Source organism: Mesorhizobium sp. LNJC391B00 (assembly GCF_000502535.1).
Taxonomy (GTDB): Bacteria; Pseudomonadota; Alphaproteobacteria; order Rhizobiales; family Rhizobiaceae; genus Mesorhizobium.
This window is the reverse complement of sequence record NZ_AYWI01000007.1, coordinates 19804-40364: the sequence shown is the minus strand read 5'-3', so window position 1 is coordinate 40364 and position 20561 is coordinate 19804. Positions and strand designations below refer to the sequence as shown.

Below are 20561 nucleotides of genomic sequence, written 5' to 3'. Positions count from 1 at the left end.
AATGGTCCTTCTGGAAAATGGAGATAAGACCCGGCCGCCAGGGCCGGGTCTGGCTTCCAGTCAGGCGATCACTGCGCCCAGGCTTTCCAGTCGGCTTCGTGGGCAGCGATCCAGGCGGCGGCGACGTCTTCCGGCGTCTTGCCGCCAAGATCGATCTCGCCGCTCATCTTGTTGAGCTCATCGGTGNGATCGTGTAGGCCTTGGCCACCTTGTAGGCGATCGGCCATTTGTCCTTCATGCCGGACCAGGAGTATTTCCAGATCTCGCCATGCGGCTTGCCGCAATCGTATTTGGCATCCGGGTTGGTGCCCCATTTCGGATCGGTGTAGCACTCGGGCGTATACTCCGGGAATTCGACCCACTCGCCCTTGTACTTGGCCGGCGCCCAATGCGGCGAATAGATCCACAGCATGATCGGCGCCTTGCGCTGATAGGCCGAGTCCAACTCGGCGAACATCGCCGCGTCGGTGCCGGCATGGATGACGGTGAAGGGCAGCTTCAGCGCCTCGACGCGCTCGTCGTCAAAGCCTTCCCAGGTTACCGGGCCGCCGAGATAGCGGCCCTTCGGCGCCGTCTCCGCTGTCGAGAACGCCTCGGCGCATTTCGGGTCCTTCAGCGCTTCCCAATTGGGCAGGCCGGGGCATTTCTCCTTCATATATTCGGGAAACCACCATTCCTCCTTGGCCTTCGGCCCGAGCTTGCCGAGCCGCTCGGTCTGGCCGGTGGCGTCTGAAGCCTTCATCGCTTCGCCGGCCGTCGTGTCCCAGAACTCCAGGCCGACATCAAGGTCGCCATTGGTGAGGCCGGTGGTCAGGCTGGAGAGGTAGTCGGCTGTCGGATATTCGACGGTATAGCCGAGCTTTTCGAGGATACCGCCAAGGATCTTGGCGTTGAGGTTGACGCTGGTCCAGTCGAACAGCGCGATCTTGATCGGGTCGTTGGATTCAGGTGCTGCTGCGTGGACCGGTGATGTAAGCGCACTTGCGGCGGCAAGCGCCAAGGCTCCCATTGATAGGTTCGAAATCACACTGCGAAATGACATGCTTGTTCTCCTGTCAAACCATGTGGAAATTTCTTGATCGTTCCCTTCTTGCGTCTTTTCTTGATTGTGTTGGAAAGGCGGGTCGTTACGCAAGCTCGTTCGCACCAAGCCAGTGCCGCAGCCGCAACTTGCGCAGGCGAAATGGTTGCTCGACTTGGTGTTTATGTGATGTCGGGCGGGCCCGCGTCATGGCATCGGATGGATTGCTGCGTGAGCAATCGTCAACAGATCGATCGCCGCTCCAGCGGCGCTCTCAGACGTGCGAGCCATCAAGGTCCCATGGTCTCGGCCGGCAAGCCCCATCCCCGCCAGGCCGTTTCATGAGATGAAATTATATATACCAACGTTCATGCGGCGCAACGGCTGATGCCCTGTGCACTGCGGAATTTCAGACTGGCGATTGCCAACCGCCAGAGCTGACGTTCACGACATGATCAGGCCGCCATCGACATTGATGGTTTGGCCGGTGATGTAGGTGGCGTCGTCGCTGGCGAGAAAGCTGACCAGGCCGGACACGTCCTCGCCGCTGCCGGCGCGTCCCATCGGGATGTTCTTCACCCATTCGGCCATCAGCTCGCCGGGCTTGTAGTCACCCATCAGCTTGCCCCAGGCGGCGTCGTTGTAAGCCCACATGTCAGTGTCGATAATGCCGGGGCAAATCGCGTTGACGGTGATCTTTTCCTTGGCCACTTCCTTGGCCAGGCTCTGGGTGATGCCGACGACGCCGAACTTCGACGCCGCATAGTGCGGCGTGTAGATGAAACCCTGCCGCGCCTGGCCCGACGCCGTGTTGATCAGCCGGCCGCCATCGCCATGCTTGCGGATGCGGGCGATCGCTTCCTGGCAGCACAGGAACACGCCCTTGGTGTTGACCGCCAACACCTTGTCCCACTCGGCTTCGGTCATTGCCTCGATGCGGGCGATGGTGATGACGCCGGCATTCTGCACCGAAATGTCGACACGGCCGAATTCCTTCTCGGCGAGATCGTAAAGCGCTGTGACCTCATCCTTCCTGGTGACGTCCATGCGCATCGACGCGACCTTGGCGCCCGCGGCTTTCAGGCTGGCGGCAACCTCTTCGACGCGGGCATCGATGGCGCTGACCACGACCGCGGCACCTTCCGCGGCGAAGCGCTTCGCCATCGCCGCGCCGATGCCGCCGCTGGCTCCGGTGATCACAGCAGTCTTGCCTTCAAAACGCTTCTGCACTTTTCTTCTCCTACCAGCAGACAAAGCCGCCATCGACGATCAGGTCGATGCCGGTGACGTAACTCGCGGCGCGGCTGGCCAGGAACACGGTCGGGCCGACCATTTCTTCCGGCGTCGCCATGCGCCCCATGGGCGTGTCGCGTTCGAAGATCTTGATCTGTTCGGCGACCTCCGGCCGCTTGTTCATCGGCGTCAGCGTGTAGCCTGGGCTCACCACATTGACGCGCAGGCCGCGATCGGCCCATTCCATGGCGAGGCTTTTCGACATGTGGATGACCGCCGCCTTCGACGAATTGTAATGCGCCTGGGTCAGGCCGCGATTGACGATCGAACCCGACATCGAGGCGATGTTGATGATCGAGCCCTTGCGCCGCGTCAGCATGGCGCGCGCTTCGGCCTGGCAGGACAGGAACACGCCGCTGACATTCACGTCGTAGATTTTCTGCCATTTCTCCAGCGACAGCGTCTCGGCGGCCTCGGCTCCTGCAATGCCGGCATTGTTGACGGCGATGGTCAGCGCGCCGAGCTCCTTTTCCGTGCGCTCGACTGCGGTCGCCAGGTCGGCCTCCGACGTCACCGTCCCGGTCAGCACCACCGCCTTGCGGCCAAGCACGGCGATCCTGTGCGCGGTCTCATCCAGCCCGCCTTTCGAGGCATGGCCGAAACAGGCTATGTCGGCGCCGGCTTCGGCGAGCCCGATGGCAATGGCCTGGCCAATGCCGCTGCCGGCGCCTGTTACCAGCGCTACGTCGCCGCTGAGATCGAATAGTTTCATGTTGTTCCCCCTCCTGAAATGAAGGGGCGCCAGTTTTTGCTGGCGCCCCGCGCGGTCCGGTCCTTGGGAGGATACCACCTGCTGCGCTTTGTTCCGACTCCTGTCCTCAGCTCGTGGCGAGTTCCATCACCGCGACATTGCTCGCCTCGCTGCGGTCGAGAATGCCGCGCTGGCGGCCGCGGCTCAGCACCAGCACCCGGTGCGACAGCCCCAGCACCTCCTCGAGGTCGGAGCTGACCACCACCACCGCCATACCGGAGCGGGCGAGGTCGGCGATGACGTCGTAGATCGCTGCGCGCGCACCGACATCGATGCCGCGCGTCGGCTCATCGAGGATGAACACCTTCGGCGGTCGCGACACCCATTTGGCGATGATCACCTTCTGCTGGTTGCCGCCGGAAAGCTTGCTGACCGCCTGGCCAGGTTTGCCCTTGACCCCGAGCCTTGCGATGCCGGCTTCGGCGAATTTCTGCACCGCTTTCGGAAACACCCAGCCTTTCGGCGCGACATGGTCGAAATTGCCGAACGCCAAATTCTCGCCGATGGTCTGGTCGAGCACGACGCCTTGCGCCTTGCGGTCTTCCGGCACCAGCACGACGCCGGCCTTGATGGCTGCCGCTGGCCCGCTGAGATGCACCGGTTTGCCGGCAACGCGCACCGAGCCCGACGAGATCGGATCGGCGCCGGCGATCGCCCGCACCAGTTCGGTGCGGCCGGCGCCGATCAGCCCGGCAATGCCGAGGATCTCGCCTGCTTTGACCGAGAAGGAGACGTTGTTGAAACTCTTCTCCGGCGAGGACAGGTTCTCGACCTCGAGCAGCGTTTCGTCGCGCGGTGGCGACAGATGCGGGAACATCCGCTCGACCGAGCGGCCGACCATCTGCTCGACCACGGTGCGCACGGGAATATCGGCCCGCTCGTGGCGGGCGACGATGCGGCCGTCGCGCATCACCACCACGCGGTCGGCAATCTGCGCGATCTCGTCGAGACGATGGCTGATGTAGATGAAGGACATGCCCTCCGCCTTGAGCTTGCGGATCTGCTGGAACAAAAGCTCCGTTTCCTCGCCGCCGAGCGCTGCGGTGGGTTCGTCGAAGATCAGCAATTCGGCATTGAGCGTCAACGCCTTGGCGATCTCGACCTGTTGCTGGGCGGCGATGCGCAGCGTGCCCACCTTGCGCTCGGGCGAGACGTCGAGGCCAAGCCGCTTCAACTGCGCCGAGGCCTTGGCGTTCATCTCGGCGCGGTCGATGCGGCCGCCGCGCATCGGCAGGCGCCCGACATAGACGTTTTCCGCCACCGACAGATCCGGCAGCAGCTTCAGTTCCTGATGGATCATGCCCACACCGGCATCGATTGCCGCGGCAGGCGAGGCGGGGGAATAGGGCTTCCCCCGCCAGATGATGGTGCCCGCGTCGGGCCGGGTCGAGCCGGCGATGATATTGGACACCGTCGACTTGCCGGCGCCGTTTTCGCCGAGCAGCGCCACAACCTCGCCCGGCCGCACCTCAAAGCTTGCATCGGCCAGGACCTGGACCGGTCCGTAGCTCTTGCAAAGGCCGTTGACGAAGAGCCCGTTGTGCGGGCTTTCGCTGTGGCGAGGATCAGGAGACATCGTGGTGCTCTCTTAAGCGGTGCCGTTCGTTACGGATGCTTGGCGATGAACTGCTCGACATTGTCCTTGGTGGTCAGCGTCGCATCCTGCAGCTGCTCGGCCGGAACGCTTTCGCCGGCCACCAGCTTGATCGCCGCATCGACGGCGAGACGGCCCATGCCTTGCGTCTGCTGCGTCGCGGTGACGTCGAACACGCCGTCCTTCAGCGCCTTGAGCGCGGCCACGTCGCCATCGAAGCCGGCGACCCAGACCTTGTGGCCGGGATTGGCGACCTTGACCGCCTGTGCCGCACCCAGCGCCAGCGCATCGGCCTGGCCGATGACGATGGAGACATCGGGATGCGACTGCAGCAGGTCCTGCGTCAGCTTGAAACCTTCGTCCTGGTGCCAGCCTTCGCTCCACAATTCGCCGACCACCTTGATATCGGGATAGGCCTTGAGCGCTTCGCCGCAGCCCTTCGAGCGATCCACTTCCGGCGTGGTGCCCTTCTGGCCGTGGATGATGATCAGTTCGCCTTTGCCGCCGGCCTGCTTGGCGATGTAGTCGCACACCGCCTGCGCCGAGGCGACGCTGTTGGTGGCGATGAAGGTGTCGCCGGGCGCGCCGTCGGCGTTGCGGTCGACATTGACCACCGGAATGCCGGCGGCCTTGGCGGTCTTGGTCGGCACGGTGGCGGCTGTGGCGCCGGCCGGAATGTAGATCAGCGCGTCGATGTTCTGCGTGATCAAATCCTGTACCTGGCTGACCTGCGTTGCCGAATCGCCCTTGGCGTCGACGGTGACGATCTCGATGCCCTTCTCCTTGCCGTAGGCTTCGACCGACTGCTTGATCTGGTTGAAGAAGTCGGCCTGCAAATTGGCCACCGCGAGGCCGAGTTTCTTGGCCTCCTTGGCCGAGGCCATGTCGGTCAGGCCGAGCAGGGGAATGATTGCGGCAGCGGCGAGCAGCAGTGAACGTTTGGTGAGCATGTGTTTCCTCCGTTGATAGTCAAACTGTCCCGCCAGCGCATCGCGCCCCTTGGAACATCCCAGTTTCGGATCGACCGATCCGTCTATCGCCCGGACGTTCCGGGCGAATTCTCAATTGTGCCCCGCTCTCTATCGCGCCCTGCGCCGCCAGGTGTCGCTGGCGACGGCCAGCGCGATCACCACGCCGATCACCACCTGCTGGATGAAGGGCGAGACGCCGAGCAGATTGAGGCCGTTGCGCAGCACGCCGATGATGAGCACGCCGACCGCTGTGCCGCCGATCGAACCGACGCCGCCCGAGAGGCTGGCGCCGCCGATCACCACCGCCGCGATGGTGTCGAGCTCATAGCCGAGGCCGGAACTCGGCTGCACCGAATCCAGCCGCGCGGCAAGCACAATGCCGGCAAGACCCGCAAGCACGCCGCAGATGGCATAGACCCAGTTGGTCAGCGACTTCACCGGAATGCCGGAGAGCCGCGCCACCTCGGCGCTGCCGCCGATGGCGTAAAGGCTGCGGCCGGTGGCGCGGTAGTTGAGGAAGATGGCGAAGACGATCGCCAGCACCATCATCACCCCGACTGTGACCGACAGGAAGCCGAAATGGCGGATGATCGACAGGCTGGTGAACCAGTCGGGAAAGCCGACGATCTGCGAGCCGTCGGTGATCATGTTGGCAAGGCCGCGCGCCACCGACATCATCGCCAGCGTCGCGATGAACGGCGGCAGCCGGGTGACGGTCACCAGCAGGCCGGACACCAGTCCGCAAAGGCCGGCGACGACCAGTGCTGCAACGACGCCGGCCGCAAGGCCGAGATTGAGATAGTCGGGATGGGAGACAAAGCCCATCACCATGGCGGCCAGCGCCAGCACCGAGCCGACCGAGAGATCGATGCCGCCGATCAGGATCACCAGCGTCATGCCGATTGCCATGATGCCGAGCACGGTGATCTGGTCGAGCACGTTGAGGATGTTGCGCACGGTGAGGAACGTGTCGGTGGTCAACGTCAGCGCCAGGCAAAGCAGCAGCAGCCCGATCAGCGGCCCCATGGTTCCGGCAAACAGCGCCGAAAGCTTCGCGGCCGTCGCACCTTGAGTGCCGGGCGCGGCTTTCAACTCGCCCGCCTTCGACTCGCTTGCATCATTACTCACGGCCACTTCGTCTCCTCCGTCAGCGAAACGACAATGGCCTGCCGTCCGCTCTTGTTCACCAGGCACCTCCCTGTGAACAATTTATCTTTGATATGCAATTTTGTTCAGCTAAACTGTTCATTAGAAAATTGTCAAGAGCCGTTGCGCCATTCGGCGAAGGTTTGCGCCACCGGGCGGTTTGTCCTAGGGAAGGCCAGGGGGCGGCGCTTTGCGGAAAAGATTTCCGAAATCTGCCGCGGGAGGGCAAAAGATGGCGACCGTCGAAAATGAGAAGGCCTCGCGCTTCCCCGATGCCGAGCTGAAGGCCCGCGCTGCCTGGCATTACTATGTCGAGGGCCTGACGCAGGAGCGCATCTCCGAGATTCTTGGCGTCGGCCGCATCAAGGTGCACCGGATCCTGTCGGCTGCCCGCGAGGAAGGCATCGTGCAGTTCCGCATTCGCGACAGTGTCGTCGAATGTGTGCAACTCGAGGAGAGCCTGAAGCAGCGCTTTGGGCTAAGCCAGGCGGTCGTGGTGCCGTCGGCCGCCGACCGCAGCAACGCGCCGCTGATGATCGGCCACGCGGCTGCCGCCTATCTCGCCGACAACGTCAATGCCGGCGACGTCATTGCGCTGGGCTGGGGCCGGACGCTGAAATTCGCCATCAACGAATTGCCGAGGCGGCCGATTGCCAGGACGACGGTCGTCTCGATGCTCGGCGGCCTCACCCACGCGCAGCCGCTCAACCCGACCGAAAGCGCCTGGGAGTTCGCCGAAAAGATCGGCGCTGAATGTTTCCTGCTGCCGGTGCCGGTCTATGCCGACAAGCCGGAACAGCGCGATGCCTTCATGAGCCAGCGCAGCGTTCAGGATGTGGTCTTCCGCGCGCGCCGCGCCAACATCGCCGTGCTCAGCGTCGGCTCGTTTTCCAAGGACAGCCCGATCGCCAATTACGGCTTCATCAAACCGAGCGAACTCGAGGAATTGCAGGCGGCCGGCGCGGTCGGCGACCTCTTGTGCCATTTCATCGACGCCGAGGGCCACCCTGTCGACCATGAGGTCAACCGCCGCGTCTGCGCCTATCCGCTGCAGGATCTGTCCGATATTCCGAGCATCATCCTGGTGTCAGGCGGTCAGGAGAAGGTCGCCGTCATGCGCGCGGCGCTCGCCAACACCAGGATTACGGTGCTCATTACCGATGAAGATGCGGCCAAAGGCCTGCTCAACCGTTGAGCGCTGTCCGGCGTCGGTCAGAATTCGCAGGGCTCCGGACGACTGTCGTCCGACCAGTCGGCCAGTGCGATCGGCACGAATTTTCCCGCGACCGGTTTGCCGTCGTCCAGGTCCTTTGAGGCAACGCCTCTGCCGGTGAGAAAATTGATGTCGCAACCGCCCAGCGTCGTCTCGACCGAGCCGTCGGCTTTCTGCACATTCCAGTCCCAGTCGCGACTGTAGCCGGCGACAAGGAATTTACCGCCGCGCCAGACGATGGTCAGCGTTGTATCCCATGATTTGTTGGCGCCGCAGCCGAAGCACGAGGTGACGACAAGCGATCCCTTGCCCTTGCTTTCGAGCCCGAGAATACGGTCCTGCGTCAGCGCCTTTTTGACAAAGTCAGGCTTGCGCGAAGGATCGAGCTTTCCTTCGCCGGCAGCCAGATAGATCGAGAGATCCGCCAGCCCGCTGTCGGAATCCGCCGCGATCGCGGCCCGATCCATCCTGCCGTCATTGTCCATGTCGAGCGTGACCTCGAAGGGCGGCTCGTCCTGCGCACGCGCCGTCATCGGAGCTGCCGCAAGCGCGACAATCCAGGGCAGGGCGGCAAGGTGAAATACTGCTTTCATGAGCCCGATGAGTCTAGCATTGGCCGGGCAGGACGCAAAATCGGCAAGCTGGGCAGGTTGGGCATGGGAGCCTCACGCAGGCAAGCTGCGCTTGAACTCAGATCGCACCGAGCCGCGCGTGGATGTCGCGTGTCGCGTGATAGAGGTCGCGGTAGATCGCCTTGCGCGCCCGGTAAGCCGGCACCAGCGTCATATCCGGATCGACACGCCTGGCCGGCGCCGCCGCCATTGCCTTGGCGGCGTCTTCCGCCGAGGCGAACCAGCCGATCGCCGAAGCCGCCAGCATGGCCGCGCCAAGGGCCGCCGCCTCGTTGACCGGCGACACGAACAGCGGCCGCTCCAGCACGCTGGCCATGATCTTCATCAGCAGCGCCGAATTGGTGCCGCCGCCGGCGGCAATCATCTCTCCCGGCTTGCCGCCGCTTTCGGCCTCCATCGCCTCGCTGGCGATGGCCTGCTCCAAAGCGATGCCTTCCAGCGTGGCGCGGAAGAGATGCCTGGGCTCATGGTCGAGCGAAAGGCCAACAACGGCGCCGCGCGCCGCGCCATCCCAATAGGGGCTCATGACGCCGGCCCAATAGGGCATGACCAAAAGACCGTCGCCGCCGGCCGCAACATCGACCGCACCCTTCTCCAGTTCTGCCGCGGAAGACGCGCCGGTGGTGCGCACGATCCAGTCGACCAGTTGCATGCCCGAGCGCAGCACGGTTTCCAGCATGAAGCCCGAGCCGGTGGGCGAGACAAGCGTGCGAAACGCGTCCGATGTGGTGACCGTGCCGGAATAGCAGCCGCTGACGACGCCGGAGCCGAGCGAGAGATAGCTCTTGCCGGCACCATAGACGCCCATGCCGAGACCCATGGCCTGGCCATCGCCGGCGCCGGCGACAATTGGCGTGCCCGCTTTGAGGCCAGTCAGCTGGGCAATGCTTTCGGCAAGGCCGCCGCAGATTTCGCCTGGGCCGATCAGCGCCGGCAACTGCCGTGGCTGCAGCCCTGCAGCCGCGACAAGCTCAGGGTGCCATTCGCCTGTCGCGACATCGAGCAAGCCGAGCGGGTCGGCACTTGCCGTGCTGGTAACCAGCCGTGCGGTCAGCCGGTGAACGAAGAAGCCATGAACATCGACCAGGGCGGCGGCGTTGGCCAGCACCTGCGGCTGGTGTTCGGCCAGCCAGGCGATGGCATAGAGCGCCGGCGTCGGATCCGGCGGCTTGCCGCTCCAGTCGCGGATCGTCTCGCGGCCAAGCTCGGCCGACAGCCTGGCGACTTGAGGCCGGGCGCGCTCGTCAAGCCACAGGATCGCCGGGATGAGCGGCGTGCCGGCCTGATCGATCAGGGTGAAGGTCTCGCGCTGATGGGCTATGGCAATTGCCGCCACGCGCGCGGCGCCGACCTTGTCGGCAACCTGCTTCAGCGCACTGATGAGGGCTGCCCACCAATGTTCGGCATCCTGCTCGAAATGGCCGGGCTTCGGATTGGCCAGCGGATAGGCCTCGCGCGCCTGGAACAGCTCCGCGCCGTCGCCGGTGAAGGCGATCGCCTTCACCGCCGTCGTCGAGGCATCGATCCCGATAACGACATCGTCCATCACAGGGAGATCCCGAAGGTTCAGGCGGCGTTGGTCACAAACTGTCCATCCGACTGGTCTAGACGGCGGCGGATCTGCGTTATCACCATCGAATCGTCGGGTACACAATTTTCATAGGTAAGGAAGTCGCCGGTCTTGACCGGCTTGACCACCTTGGCGCGTTCGGCAATCCCGAGCGGCAGCGCGCCCTTGGCGCGGGCGTCCTCCCAGGTCATGGCGAAGCCGCGATAGTCGTTCTCGCCGATCATGCCGAGCGATTGGCCCGCGCCGAGATCGCTCTTGGCCACCGCCACCGCTTCGGCGACCGGATGGTCGAGGGGCTCCATGTCGGCGCGTTTGTAGACAACGGCGCGCGCCGCCGACAGTGGCACTTCAAGGCTTGTCAGGTGATAGGGACGGTAGATCGTGAAATAGGGGCCCTTGCCGACCTTGAGGTCGACCATGCGCTCCAGCACGCGCGGATGCCTCGTTTCGATGATGCAGAACACGCCGGGCGCCACGCCCTTGCCGATGGAATAGTCGACCACGCCCTTGCGGTGCAGCACGCCGCCATCCTCGCGCGGGCAAAGCACGCTGGCCAGTTCCTCCAGCGTCGCCGTCGGGCCGTGCATGCCCGGCACGTCGGGCACCAGCCCGGTGGCGTTGGCGATAGCCACCATCTCGATCGCCGTCTTGGAACCGTCGACGAACTCGACCAGCATGCGCGCATTCATGTTGCGCTCGGCCGCTTCCTTCTCGTAGTCGGCGGGCATGGCGTCGATCTTGAGCGGGTTGTTTTTGCCCTTGCCGGCGGCGATGATGTTGAAGCCGAGGCTCTTGGCGAAGCCGATGATCTCCAGCGTGCAGGCGGGTTCGTCGCCGGCCGCACCGGTGTAGACCACGCCGGCCTTGCGCGCTTCCTCCTTGAGGAAGCGGCCGATCGTAATGTCCGCCTCGACATTGAGCATGACGATGTGCTTGCCGTTCTTCATCACTTCGAGCGCAAACAGCGTGCCGATGTTGGGATTGCCTGTCGCGTCGATGATGACATCAATGCGGCCGGCCGCGGCCAGCGCATGCAGATCTTCGGTGACAGCGATCTTGCCGGCCTCGATGGCGCGGTCGATGGCAGAGGCGTTCGCAGCCTGGACGATGTCGGAGCGGTCATGGCCGGCGAGCAGTGCGGCATCGATCGCCGCTTGCGGGCGCACCTCGGAAACGGCACCGATCCGCATGCCCGGCATCAGCGCCACCTGGACGACGATGTCGGTGCCCATCTGCCCGGCGCCGGCGAGACCGATGGTGATGGGCCCTTGGGCTTCAGCGCGCTGCAGAAGTTCCGCTGCAAATTGCGGATGGGCCATATCGCTTCCTCCAGTCACGACGCGCCGCAGCGTCAAATCATCATTTTGAACATTCCTATTTCCATTTGAAAAATATTTCAACCCGCAAATCGGAGAATGGCTGCAGGACCAAATCTCCCACGGAGGATTCGTGGGGTGACAGCTTCATGCTGCGCTTGATCTCAGCCGATCTCTAGGAAAGGCTTGCCGAGCAGGTCGGGCACGACATCGATGCCGAGGCCGGGCCCGTCGGGAATGCCCATGTGGCTGCCGGTGACCGGTGGGGCGTTGGAGGCCGTGCGCACCGTCACCCACTCATGGAAGGCGATGGCATGCAGCCGGCGTTCTTCCGGCGTCGACAGCGACAGATGCGCCATCGCCGCCGTGTCGATCTCGGCGCCGCCCGTATCCTCGACGGTGATCATGAAACCGAGATCGACGGCGACGTCGCGGATTTGCCTTGTCCTGGTTACGCCGCCCAGCCGCGAAATCTTCAGCGTCAGCCCATCGGCGGCGCCCAGGCGATAGATTTCCACCATCGCCTCGAGCGAGATGACGCTCTCGTCCAGCACCATCGGCTTGTCGAGCATGCGGCGCACCGACATGTTCTCCTCGATCGTCGTGCAGGGCTGCTCGAACGTGTAGTCGATGCCGCGCGTTGCGTCGGCGAACTGCCGTGCCTGATAGGGCGTCCAGCCGGCATTGGCGTCGCAGAAAATCACCGTGCCTTTCGGCACGGCCGAAGCGACTGCGCTCACCCGCTCGATGTCGTCATGCACATTGCCGCCGACCTTGACCTGCAGCCGCCGGCAGCCTTCCGCGATGATCCTTTTGGCCAGTGCCGCCATCTGGTCGAGCGTGCCGTGGGTGACGACGCGGTAGGTCTCCGCCATGTCGCTCTCGCGGCCGCCAAGCATGGTCACCAGCGGCACGTCGGCGGCCCGGGCCGCCAGATCCCAGCAGGCCATGTCGAGCGCCGACTTGATGTAGGGATGGCCCTTGAACACCGTATCCATCAATCGGCCGATGCCGGCGAGGCCACGCGGGTCCTGGCCGATCAGGTGCGGCGCGATCTCGACCACGCCCGCGCGCGTTCCCGCCGGAAACGCGGCCGAATAGAAATTGCCGAGCGGCGCCATCTCGCCCCAGCCGGTCACGCCGCTGTCGGAGGTGATGGCGACGATCACCGCGTCGAAGCAGTCTGCAACCCGCCCCTTTGACATGCGGTAGGGCCCGTCCACGAAGGGCTGCACGACGCGATAGGCCTTGATGGTTTTGATCTGCACTTGTCTGTCCGTTGTCTCTAGGCGTTGAGGAGGGTCAGCCCTTCGATGTTCCGCTGATCGAGGCCACGCGCATAGGCAAGCAGCTCTTCGAAATCGAGGTCGATATGCTCGCGCGCATGGCGCTGGGCAGCGCGCATGTCGGCGCCCTTCAAGAGCCGCACATAGGTTTCGTGGAGATCTTCGGCCGGCACCGGCTCGTTGCGGGCCCGCTGGTGCAGGGCAAAGTACATCTGCAGCCGGCTGGTCAGCCGCTGCCAGGTTTCCAGCAGCACCGAATTGTCGGCCCATTCATAGATCAGCCCGTGCAATTGCAGTGCGGTCTCGATCTGGCGGGTGGTGTCGCGCGCGCGCGTTGCCTGCTTCACCGCTTCGTGGCGGCGGTCGAGTTCATCGAAGAAGCGCTGGTCGCGCAGCTTCCATGTCCGCTCGATGGCGAATTCATCGAGCACCTTGTTCAGCGAGTAGGCGTCGTCAATGTCCTTGGCGGTGACATCGATGACGAAGGTGCCGGCATAGGGAATGCTGGTCAGGATGCCTTCCTGCACCAGCTCGCGCATAGCTTCGCGCAAAGGCGCGCGGCTGACCCGCATCTGCTCGGCGATCCTCAGCTCGCTCAGCTTTTGGCCGGGTTCCAGCTGGCCGGTCAGGATCGCCCGCCGCAACAGCGCAACGATCTCGGCCCGGCGTGTCGTATCCGCGATCGGATTGAAGTCCACCTTGGCCATTCCGTCACTCCAGCGAGAGCCGGAAACAGACAAGCAGATTGTCGACAATCCTACAATATGTCTGTTCCGGATTCTTGTGCCTTGCGGTTACCCCAAAAACGGCGTGCGGCGCTCCATAAAAAAACGGCGCCCTCGGCGTGGAAGCCGGAGGCGCCGCAGGACCGGGGCTGATGGGGGTTATCAGCTGGCCGGTTTCTCCTGGGGCAACGGCGAGATCGGCATTCCTGGTCCGATTTTCTGCAGATTGCCCGTTATCACCTGGTCGCCTTCGGCAACGCCGCTGAGGACCGCCACAAGGTCGCCGCTGGTCGCGCCAAGCGAGACGATGCGCTGGTCGACCGTGTTGCCCTTGCCGACGACATAGACATATTTGCCGAGCTGGCTCGAACCCAGCGCCACCTGCGGCACCATCAGCGCGTCGGGCAGCTGCTTGATGTGCAGCCGCACGCGGACATACTGGCCCGGCAGCAGCGGGAACTTCGCATTGCCGATGGTGGCGCGCGCCGTAATCGTGCCGGTCGAGTGGTCGACCGTGTTGTCGATGAAGGTGAGTTCGCCCTTCTGGCTGGCTTCGGTCTCGCCGGGCAGCAGCACCTCCACCTCGATCGGGCCGGCGGCCCGGGCCCGTTCGATTTCGGCCAGGTCCGTCTCGCTCGGATTGAAGGTGACGTAGATCGGGTCGAGCTGCACCAGCGTGTTCAGCACCGTACCGGCGACGCTGACCAGCGTGCCGACCGAAGCCTGGTTGCGGCCGACGCGGCCGGCAAACGGAGCGTGGATTTCGGCGTAGCTCAAATTGAGCTCGGCCGTGCGCACCGCCGCCTGGTTGACGGCAAGCGACGCTTCGGCCTGGCGCAAGGTGCTCGTACGCTGGTCGAACCCATCCTTGGCCAGATAGCCGCTCTTGGCGAGTTCGGAGCCGCGGCCGAGATTGGAGCGCGCATAGTCGAGGCTCGCCTGGTCGCGCTGCACTTCGGCCTTGGCCTGGTCGAGAGCCGCCTTGAAGTCGTCGGGCGAGATCTTGTAGAGCAGATCACCCTGGCGCACATCCGCGCCGTCCTCAGCCGTCTGCTCCTGCAGATAGCCGGGCACGCGGGCCTGCAAGGTGACGCTGCGGATCGCCTCGATGCGGGCGGCGTAGTCGAGGTAGATCGGGATCGTCTTCTTGACCACGCTCGTCACCGGCACCGGCATGACGAATGCCGCAGGTGCTGCCGTCGCTGCCGCCGTGCCGGCATTGAGGCTGAGATTGCCCATGTCGAGGAAGTGGACGCTTGCCACCGAGATCGCTCCCAGGGCGACGGCCGTTCCCAAAGCTATTTTCCATTTACGCATTTTGGTCTCCAATTCTATTCGGCTGCTTCGGCCAGGCGCATCGGCGCTGGTTCGGCAGTCGGTTCATTATTGTCCTGGTCATGAGCGGCGTTCAGTTCGCTGCGCACGCGGCCTTCGCGCAGCTGCTCGATGACCGCGTAGAAGACCGGCACGAACACCAGCGACAGGATGGTCGCCGCGACCATGCCGCCAAACACGGTGGTGCCGATCGACTGCCGGCTTGCCGCACCCGCACCCGTCGCAAACATCAGCGGCAGCACGCCGAGGATGAAGGCGAAGGCCGTCATCAGGATCGGCCGCAGCCTCAGCCGCGCGGCTTCCATCGCCGCGTCGACAATGCTCAAGCCTTCCTCGCGCCGCCGCCTTGCAAACTCGACGATCAGGATCGCGTTCTTGGCGGCGAGGCCGATCAGCATGACGAAGCCGATCTGCGAGTAGACGTCGATCTGCATGCCGCGCAGGAACAGGGCTGCGAAGGCGCCGAACAGGGCCAGTGGCACCGCCAGCAGCACCATGAACGGCATCGCCCAGCTCTCATACTGCATCGCCAGGATCAGGAAGACGAAGACGATGGCGAGGCCGAAGACGACCGACGCGATCGATCCTGCCTTGAGCTCCTGGAAGGTGATGCCGGTCCATTCGAAACCGAAATCCCTGGGCAAAGCGGTGGCGGCGGCCCGTTCCATCGCGGCAACCGCCTGGCCCGACGAGAAGCCGGGGGCTGCGCCGCCATTGATCGTGGCCGAGGCGTTGTTGTTGTAGTGCGGCACGGTTTCCGGGCCGACGAACGGCACCAGTTTGCCCAGTGTGCTCAGCGGCACCATGCCGCCGGAGGCGTTGCGCACATAGAGTCGCGAAAGGTCGCCTGCGTCGGCACGTGCATCCTTGTCGGCCTGGATGGTCACCCGGAAGGTGCGGCCGAACAGATTGAAGTCGTTGACGTAGAGCGAGCCGAGATAGATCTGCAGCGTGTTGAAGACGTCGGGCAGGTTGAGGCCGAGCAGTTTGGCCTTGCTGCGGTCGAGGTCGTAGTTGAACTGCGGCGTCGAGGTCGAGAACGGCGAGAACAGCTGCTGCGGATTGATTTCCGGCTGCTTGCGCGCCTCGGCGATCACGGCTTGCGTCGCGTCGTTGAGAGCTGAACTGCCGCGCCCGGTGAGATCCTCGACGACGAATTCGAAGCCGCCCGTGGTGCCGATACCCGGGATCGAAGGCGGATCGAAGGACAGCGCGAAGGCTTCCGGAATCTGCATCAGCTTGCCGCGCACGTCGGCGACGAGCTTCGACGCGCTCTGGTCGGGGCCGCGCTCTTCCCACGGCTTCAGGATGGCGAACTCGACAGCCGAGTTCGACTGCGCCGCACTGGTCAGGAAGTTCAGACCGCTGATCGAGCCGACAATCTCGACGCCGGGCGTAGCTTGGAGGATGTCGCGCGCCTTCTGGGCTACCGCGTCGGTGCGCTCCAGCGAGGCGCCGTCAGGCAGCTGGATGACGACGAAGAAATAGCCCTGGTCCTCGACCGGAAGGAAGGTCGAGGGCAACTTCTGCCAGACGAAGTAGGTGGCCACCAGGCCGGCCGCGAACAAGCCGAGCATGATCCAGCGCAGCCGGATGAGGATACGCACGCCGTGCGCATAGGCATACGACAGTCTGTCGAAGCCCGTGTTGAACCAGCGGAACGGGGCGAACTGCGTCTCGCCGCGATGGCGCAGGAAGGCGGCGCTCAGCGCCGGGCTGAGCGTCAGCGAGTTGAAGGCGGATATGCCGACCGAAATCGCCACCGTCAGCGCGAACTGATTGTAGAGCTTGCCGGAGACGCCGGGAATGAAGGCAACGGGCACGAAGACGGCCATCAGCACTGCGGTGGTGGCGATGATCGGTCCGGTGACCTCGGCCATCGCGGCCTTGGTCGCCGCCAGCGGTTTGAGGCCCGCCTCCAATTGTCGCTCGACATTTTCGACCACCACGATGGCGTCGTCGACGACGAGGCCGATGGCCAGCACCATGCCGAGCAGGGAGAGCATGTTGAGCGAGAAGCCCATCATTTCCATGACGACCATCGTCGCCACCAGCGACACCGGAATGGCGATGGTCGGGATGATCGTCGTGCGCCAGCTCTGCAGGAAGATGAACACCACGGCCACGACCAGAACCAGCGCTTCACCGAGCGTGATCAGCACGTCATGCATCGATGCCGACACGAAGCGCGTGGTGTCGTAGTGCATGGCGTAGCTGACGCCCCTGGGAAAACGGGCCGACAGTTCCTGCATCTTGTCCTTGACGTGCTGCTGCAGATCGAGCGCGTTGGAACCGGGCATCTGGTAGACGGCCAGCACCACCGTCGGGTCCTTGCCGAAGAAGGCCGACGACGAATATTGCAGCGCGCCGAGTTCGATGCGGGCGACGTCGCGGAGCCGCACCAGCGAGCCGGTGCCGGTGTTGGCGCGCACGACGATGTCGCCGAACTCCTTGGGGTCGCTCAGGCGGCCGACGGCGTTGACCTGCATCTCGAAGGCGGTGCCGGCGGGCGCCGGCGACTGGCCGATCTTGCCGGCGGCCACCTGGACGTTCTGTTCCGAGATGGCATTCTGGACGTCGACGGCGGTGATGCCAAGATTGGCGAGCTTGTCCGGGTCGAGCCAGACGCGCATCGAATAGCGGCGCTCGCCGAATATCTGCACGTCGCCGACGCCAGGCAGCCGCTTCAGCGGATCGACGACCTGCAGATAGGCGAGGTTGCTCAGCGCCACCGGATCGACCGAACTGTCGGGCGAGGTCAGGTTGACGATGAGGACGAAATTCGGGTTCTGCTTCTTGATCGTCACGCCGCCCTGGTTGACGATCGCCGGCAGCGACGAGGCCGCTTGCGAGACGCGGTTCTGGACGTCGACGGCCGCGGTGCTCAAGGAATAGCCGACATCGAAGGTGATGGTGATGGTCGAGGAGCCGTCATTGGAGCTCGACGACGACATGTAAGTCATGCCTTCGACGCCGTTGATCTGCTGTTCCAGCGGCGTCGTCACCGTATCGGCGACCACTTGCGCGCTGGCGCCCGGATAATGCGCGCTGACCACGACCTGCGGCGGCGTGATGTCGGGAAACTGCGAAACCGGCAAAAGGAAATAACAAATCGTCCCGGCGAGCACCATGATGATGGCGATGGCCGAGGCGAAGATCGGACGATGGATGAAATAATTTACCACGACACGCAAACCTCTTTAGAAGAACCGGCCTCTTTAAAAGAATGGGCAGACCGGGACAGCCGCCTGCCGCGCACCGAACCCGGGTCCTGCAAAAAATACGAAGACGGCGCCGCGCCGCTGAGGCCCTGCTCATCGGCAACGGTCCTCAGCATCGCTTCGAAGGCGCGCGGGTTGACGCGGTCCGCTTTCATCACCAGCCGGATCATCGGATCCCGGATGGCTTCATCGATGGTCAAATCCTTGCGCTGCGACATTGGAGCGTCTCCATTCCAGCGGCCCGCATCGGATGATCGCGAACCGGTTTTCATCTCTTCACCGGCCGGAGCCGCATGACCTGCAATTTTCACCCTTTGTGATCTGGCAGGACCAGTTCACGGCCTTGTTATTGACGGAAGGCCACATAGGTGTTACCAGTAAGTAACATTCGGATAGTTACAGACCGGTAACACCCTAGTCAAGAGGTGAACCGAATTTTTAGGGAGACAAGGAGACTGCGATGGCAGACGGCATTACTGATCGTGTGCGCCCCCGGGATCGAATCCTGGAGACGGCGCAGGACATGTTTCACAAGCATGGCATCAAGGGCGTCGGTGTCGACGCCATCACGGAAGCCGCCGGCACCAACAAGATGACGCTCTACCGTCATTTTGAGTCCAAGGACGAACTGATCGTCCAGTGCCTGCGCGCGTCGGCGGCTAAAGGCGCCGCGATGTGGGACCAATTCGAGGCTGAGCATCCCGGCGACAAGCTCGCCCAGTTGCATGCCTGGATTCGCATGGCCGCTGCTTGCCTGGCGGCTGACGGTCGCGGCTGCGACATGGCCAATGCCGCCGCCGAATTGACCGAGCCGGACCATCCCGCCAGGAGCGTGATCAAGGAGCTCAAGAGCGCTCAGCGCGATCGCCTCGTTGCGCTGTGCCGGGATGCGGGCATCGGTCAGGCCGAGCTTCTGGCCGATACGCTGTCGCTGCTGTTCGAAGGGGCGCGCGTCAGCGTGCAGACCATGGGCTGCCAAGGCCCCAGCACGCAGTTCGTGCGCATGGCTGAAGGCCTGATCAGCTCTTTCAGGGCGCGCTGAATTCCAGCTTTCGGAGTTGAGGAGTCCCCATCATCCGGCGGGGCTTTTGGCTATTCTCCGAACTTGCCCGTCAACTCTAATTTAGATTCATTTGAGAATGAAAAAAGCCCGCTGCCGGGAGGAGGTGGCAGCGGGCCGATTTCGAACGAGATGCGGGAGGAGGTGCACCGCGCTCAGCGTCGGCATCGCATCTGGGAGGAGTAGATGGCCGACACCCAGATGAGTACGAGTTGCCCAATGATTCGGCAACAATGAAAGTTGCATGGCTGCTGTGCAGATTTGCGGCATCTACCCCGACTTGTCGTACAAATCGGACAAACCGCCACGGCGCGACTTCACTGCACCGGCACGTTTTCCTTGAAGATCAGCCGTGGCTCGATGAACTTCTTCGTCAGGTATGGCGCGGCGGATGCGATCGAGCCAAGCAGGCGGATCACAGATTGCTCCGCGATCAGCCGCGCATTCTGGTCGATGACGACATCGGCGAGGTCGTCGACGAGATAGCCGCGCGTTTCCTTGGTCAGGTCGTGGCAGATGAAGACCGGCTTCTTCTTTGGCTTGGCCTCGAGCAGCGCTCTCGCCACACCTGAGCGCCCGGCGCCGACGCAATAGATGCCGAGCAGTTCCGGCTCGTTGTGCAGCGCCTGCATCGTTGCGGTGTAGCTGCCCTCCGGTTCGTCATTGATCTCGACCGCACTCGAGACCGTGAGATTGGGGAATTCCTCTGTCAGCACCGACCGAAAGCCCATCTCGCGCTCCTCGTGCCCGCGATAGGAACGCGAGCCGACGACCATCGCCAGATGACCCTGGCGGCCATTGAGGAAGCGCCCCATCAACAGCGCCGCCGTGCGTCCGGCAACCCGGTTGTCGATGCCGACATAGGCCGAACGCGGGGCGGCTGGAACGTCGGAGACCAGCGTGACAAGGCGGATGCCTGCCTCGACCACATCGCGCAATATGTTGCGCGTTCGCGGATGATCGACGGCAATGACGCCGACGCCATTGGCCTTCAGCGACAGATTTTCAACCGCCGCCTGCAGCGCTGCCGGCGAGATGCCGCCGAGATTGTGGATCCGGCACGAGGCGACCAGCGGCAGGCGCCCCGCATAGTCCTCGATGTGCCCGGCGAGGTCGATCATGAAACCGTTGGCGCCGATCGGCAGGAAGAATTCAAGATGCGCCGGCCGCGACGGCAGCGTCACCTGATCGACCACCGGCAAATAGCCGAGCTGCTTGGCCGCCTCCATCACCCGTTGGCGGTTGGCGGCGCTCGCGCCGGCCCGGTTGTTCAGAACCCGGTCGACGGTCGCGGTCGACAGGCCGCAGCTCCTGGCTATGTCGGCAACGGTGGCTTTCATGGCTGTAGTCATAGAGCATGATCCCGAAAAGTGGGAACCGGTTTTCTCGGACAAACGGGAACCGTTTTGTCAAAAGGTCATGCTCTA

At 63.8% G+C, this 20561-nt stretch carries 16 protein-coding genes and 1 pseudogene; 2 read left to right on the top strand and 15 right to left on the bottom strand.

The features are described from left to right. Positions 1–68: 68 nt before the first annotated feature. From X750_RS12275 to X750_RS146465, 6 genes and pseudogenes are all read right to left on the bottom strand, one after another. A pseudogene (locus tag X750_RS12275) lies at positions 69–1042 on the bottom strand (ABC transporter substrate-binding protein). A 423-nt stretch (positions 1043–1465) separates the two neighbouring features. Continuing rightward, positions 1466–2284 carry a glucose 1-dehydrogenase gene (locus tag X750_RS146445; protein WP_050588784.1) on the bottom strand — a complete coding sequence of 273 codons (819 nt, stop codon included), beginning with the start codon at positions 2282–2284 and terminating at the stop codon, positions 1466–1468. Beyond that, positions 2262–3026, bottom strand: a complete 765-nt coding sequence (locus tag X750_RS146450; RefSeq protein ID WP_023701501.1) for an SDR family oxidoreductase — start codon at positions 3024–3026, stop codon at positions 2262–2264. Before X750_RS146450 ends, X750_RS146445 begins: the two co-directional genes overlap by 23 nt. Positions 3027–3132: 106 nt before the next feature. Beyond that, a complete protein-coding gene (locus tag X750_RS146455) occupies positions 3133–4641 on the bottom strand; it encodes a sugar ABC transporter ATP-binding protein (protein WP_023747946.1) in 1509 nt (502 codons plus the stop codon). 29 nt (positions 4642–4670) lie between these two features. Then, entirely contained in the window at positions 4671–5609 is a 939-nt protein-coding gene (locus X750_RS146460) for a sugar ABC transporter substrate-binding protein (protein WP_023684414.1), read from the bottom strand. Between the two features lie 129 nt (positions 5610–5738). Further along, positions 5739–6671, bottom strand: coding sequence for an ABC transporter permease (locus tag X750_RS146465; RefSeq protein ID WP_245260056.1), 933 nt, complete (start codon positions 6669–6671; stop codon positions 5739–5741). Between the two features lie 337 nt (positions 6672–7008). Here X750_RS146465 and X750_RS146470 point away from each other — a divergent pair, with 337 nt between their 5' ends. Beyond that, complete coding sequence (locus tag X750_RS146470) at positions 7009–7971, top strand: sugar-binding transcriptional regulator (RefSeq protein ID WP_023745534.1); 963 nt, start codon at positions 7009–7011, stop codon at positions 7969–7971. 17 nt (positions 7972–7988) lie between these two features. On the opposite strand, the gene X750_RS146475 is transcribed toward X750_RS146470, so the two are convergent. The 8 genes from X750_RS146475 to X750_RS146510 all read right to left on the bottom strand — a co-directional run bounded on the left by X750_RS146475 (position 7989) and on the right by X750_RS146510 (position 18292). Further along, positions 7989–8582, bottom strand: coding sequence for a hypothetical protein (locus X750_RS146475; protein ID WP_023745533.1), 594 nt, complete (start codon positions 8580–8582; stop codon positions 7989–7991). 97 nt (positions 8583–8679) lie between these two features. Further along, positions 8680–10167, bottom strand: coding sequence for an FGGY family carbohydrate kinase (locus X750_RS146480; protein ID WP_023747945.1), 1488 nt, complete (start codon positions 10165–10167; stop codon positions 8680–8682). A 20-nt stretch (positions 10168–10187) separates the two neighbouring features. Continuing rightward, positions 10188–11510 carry a homoserine dehydrogenase gene (locus X750_RS146485; protein WP_023747944.1) on the bottom strand — a complete coding sequence of 441 codons (1323 nt, stop codon included), beginning with the start codon at positions 11508–11510 and terminating at the stop codon, positions 10188–10190. Between the two features lie 161 nt (positions 11511–11671). Beyond that, entirely contained in the window at positions 11672–12775 is a 1104-nt protein-coding gene (locus X750_RS146490) for a mandelate racemase/muconate lactonizing enzyme family protein (protein ID WP_023687077.1), read from the bottom strand. Positions 12776–12792: 17 nt separating this feature from the next. Next, positions 12793–13500, bottom strand: coding sequence for a GntR family transcriptional regulator (locus X750_RS146495; protein WP_023747943.1), 708 nt, complete (start codon positions 13498–13500; stop codon positions 12793–12795). Between the two features lie 180 nt (positions 13501–13680). Then, a complete protein-coding gene (locus tag X750_RS146500; RefSeq protein WP_031243080.1) occupies positions 13681–14835 on the bottom strand; it encodes an efflux RND transporter periplasmic adaptor subunit in 1155 nt (384 codons plus the stop codon). Positions 14836–14849: 14 nt separating this feature from the next. Then, positions 14850–18038: a multidrug efflux RND transporter permease subunit gene (locus X750_RS146505; RefSeq protein ID WP_023747941.1), complete on the bottom strand. Its 3189-nt coding sequence runs from the start codon at positions 18036–18038 to the stop codon at positions 14850–14852. Then, on the bottom strand, positions 18032–18292 hold the full coding sequence (locus tag X750_RS146510) for a hypothetical protein (RefSeq protein ID WP_023704858.1): 261 nt from the start codon (positions 18290–18292) through the stop codon (positions 18032–18034). The genes X750_RS146505 and X750_RS146510 overlap by 7 nt, the downstream gene beginning before the upstream one ends. Positions 18293–18534: 242 nt before the next feature. Between X750_RS146510 and X750_RS146515 the strand changes: the two genes are divergently transcribed. Then, positions 18535–19116: a TetR/AcrR family transcriptional regulator gene (locus tag X750_RS146515; protein WP_023668517.1), complete on the top strand. Its 582-nt coding sequence runs from the start codon at positions 18535–18537 to the stop codon at positions 19114–19116. Between the two features lie 335 nt (positions 19117–19451). Here X750_RS146515 and X750_RS146520 read toward each other — a convergent pair whose 3' ends face one another. Beyond that, positions 19452–20474, bottom strand: coding sequence for a LacI family DNA-binding transcriptional regulator (locus X750_RS146520; RefSeq protein WP_023668516.1), 1023 nt, complete (start codon positions 20472–20474; stop codon positions 19452–19454). Between the last annotated feature and the right edge of the window lie 87 nt (positions 20475–20561).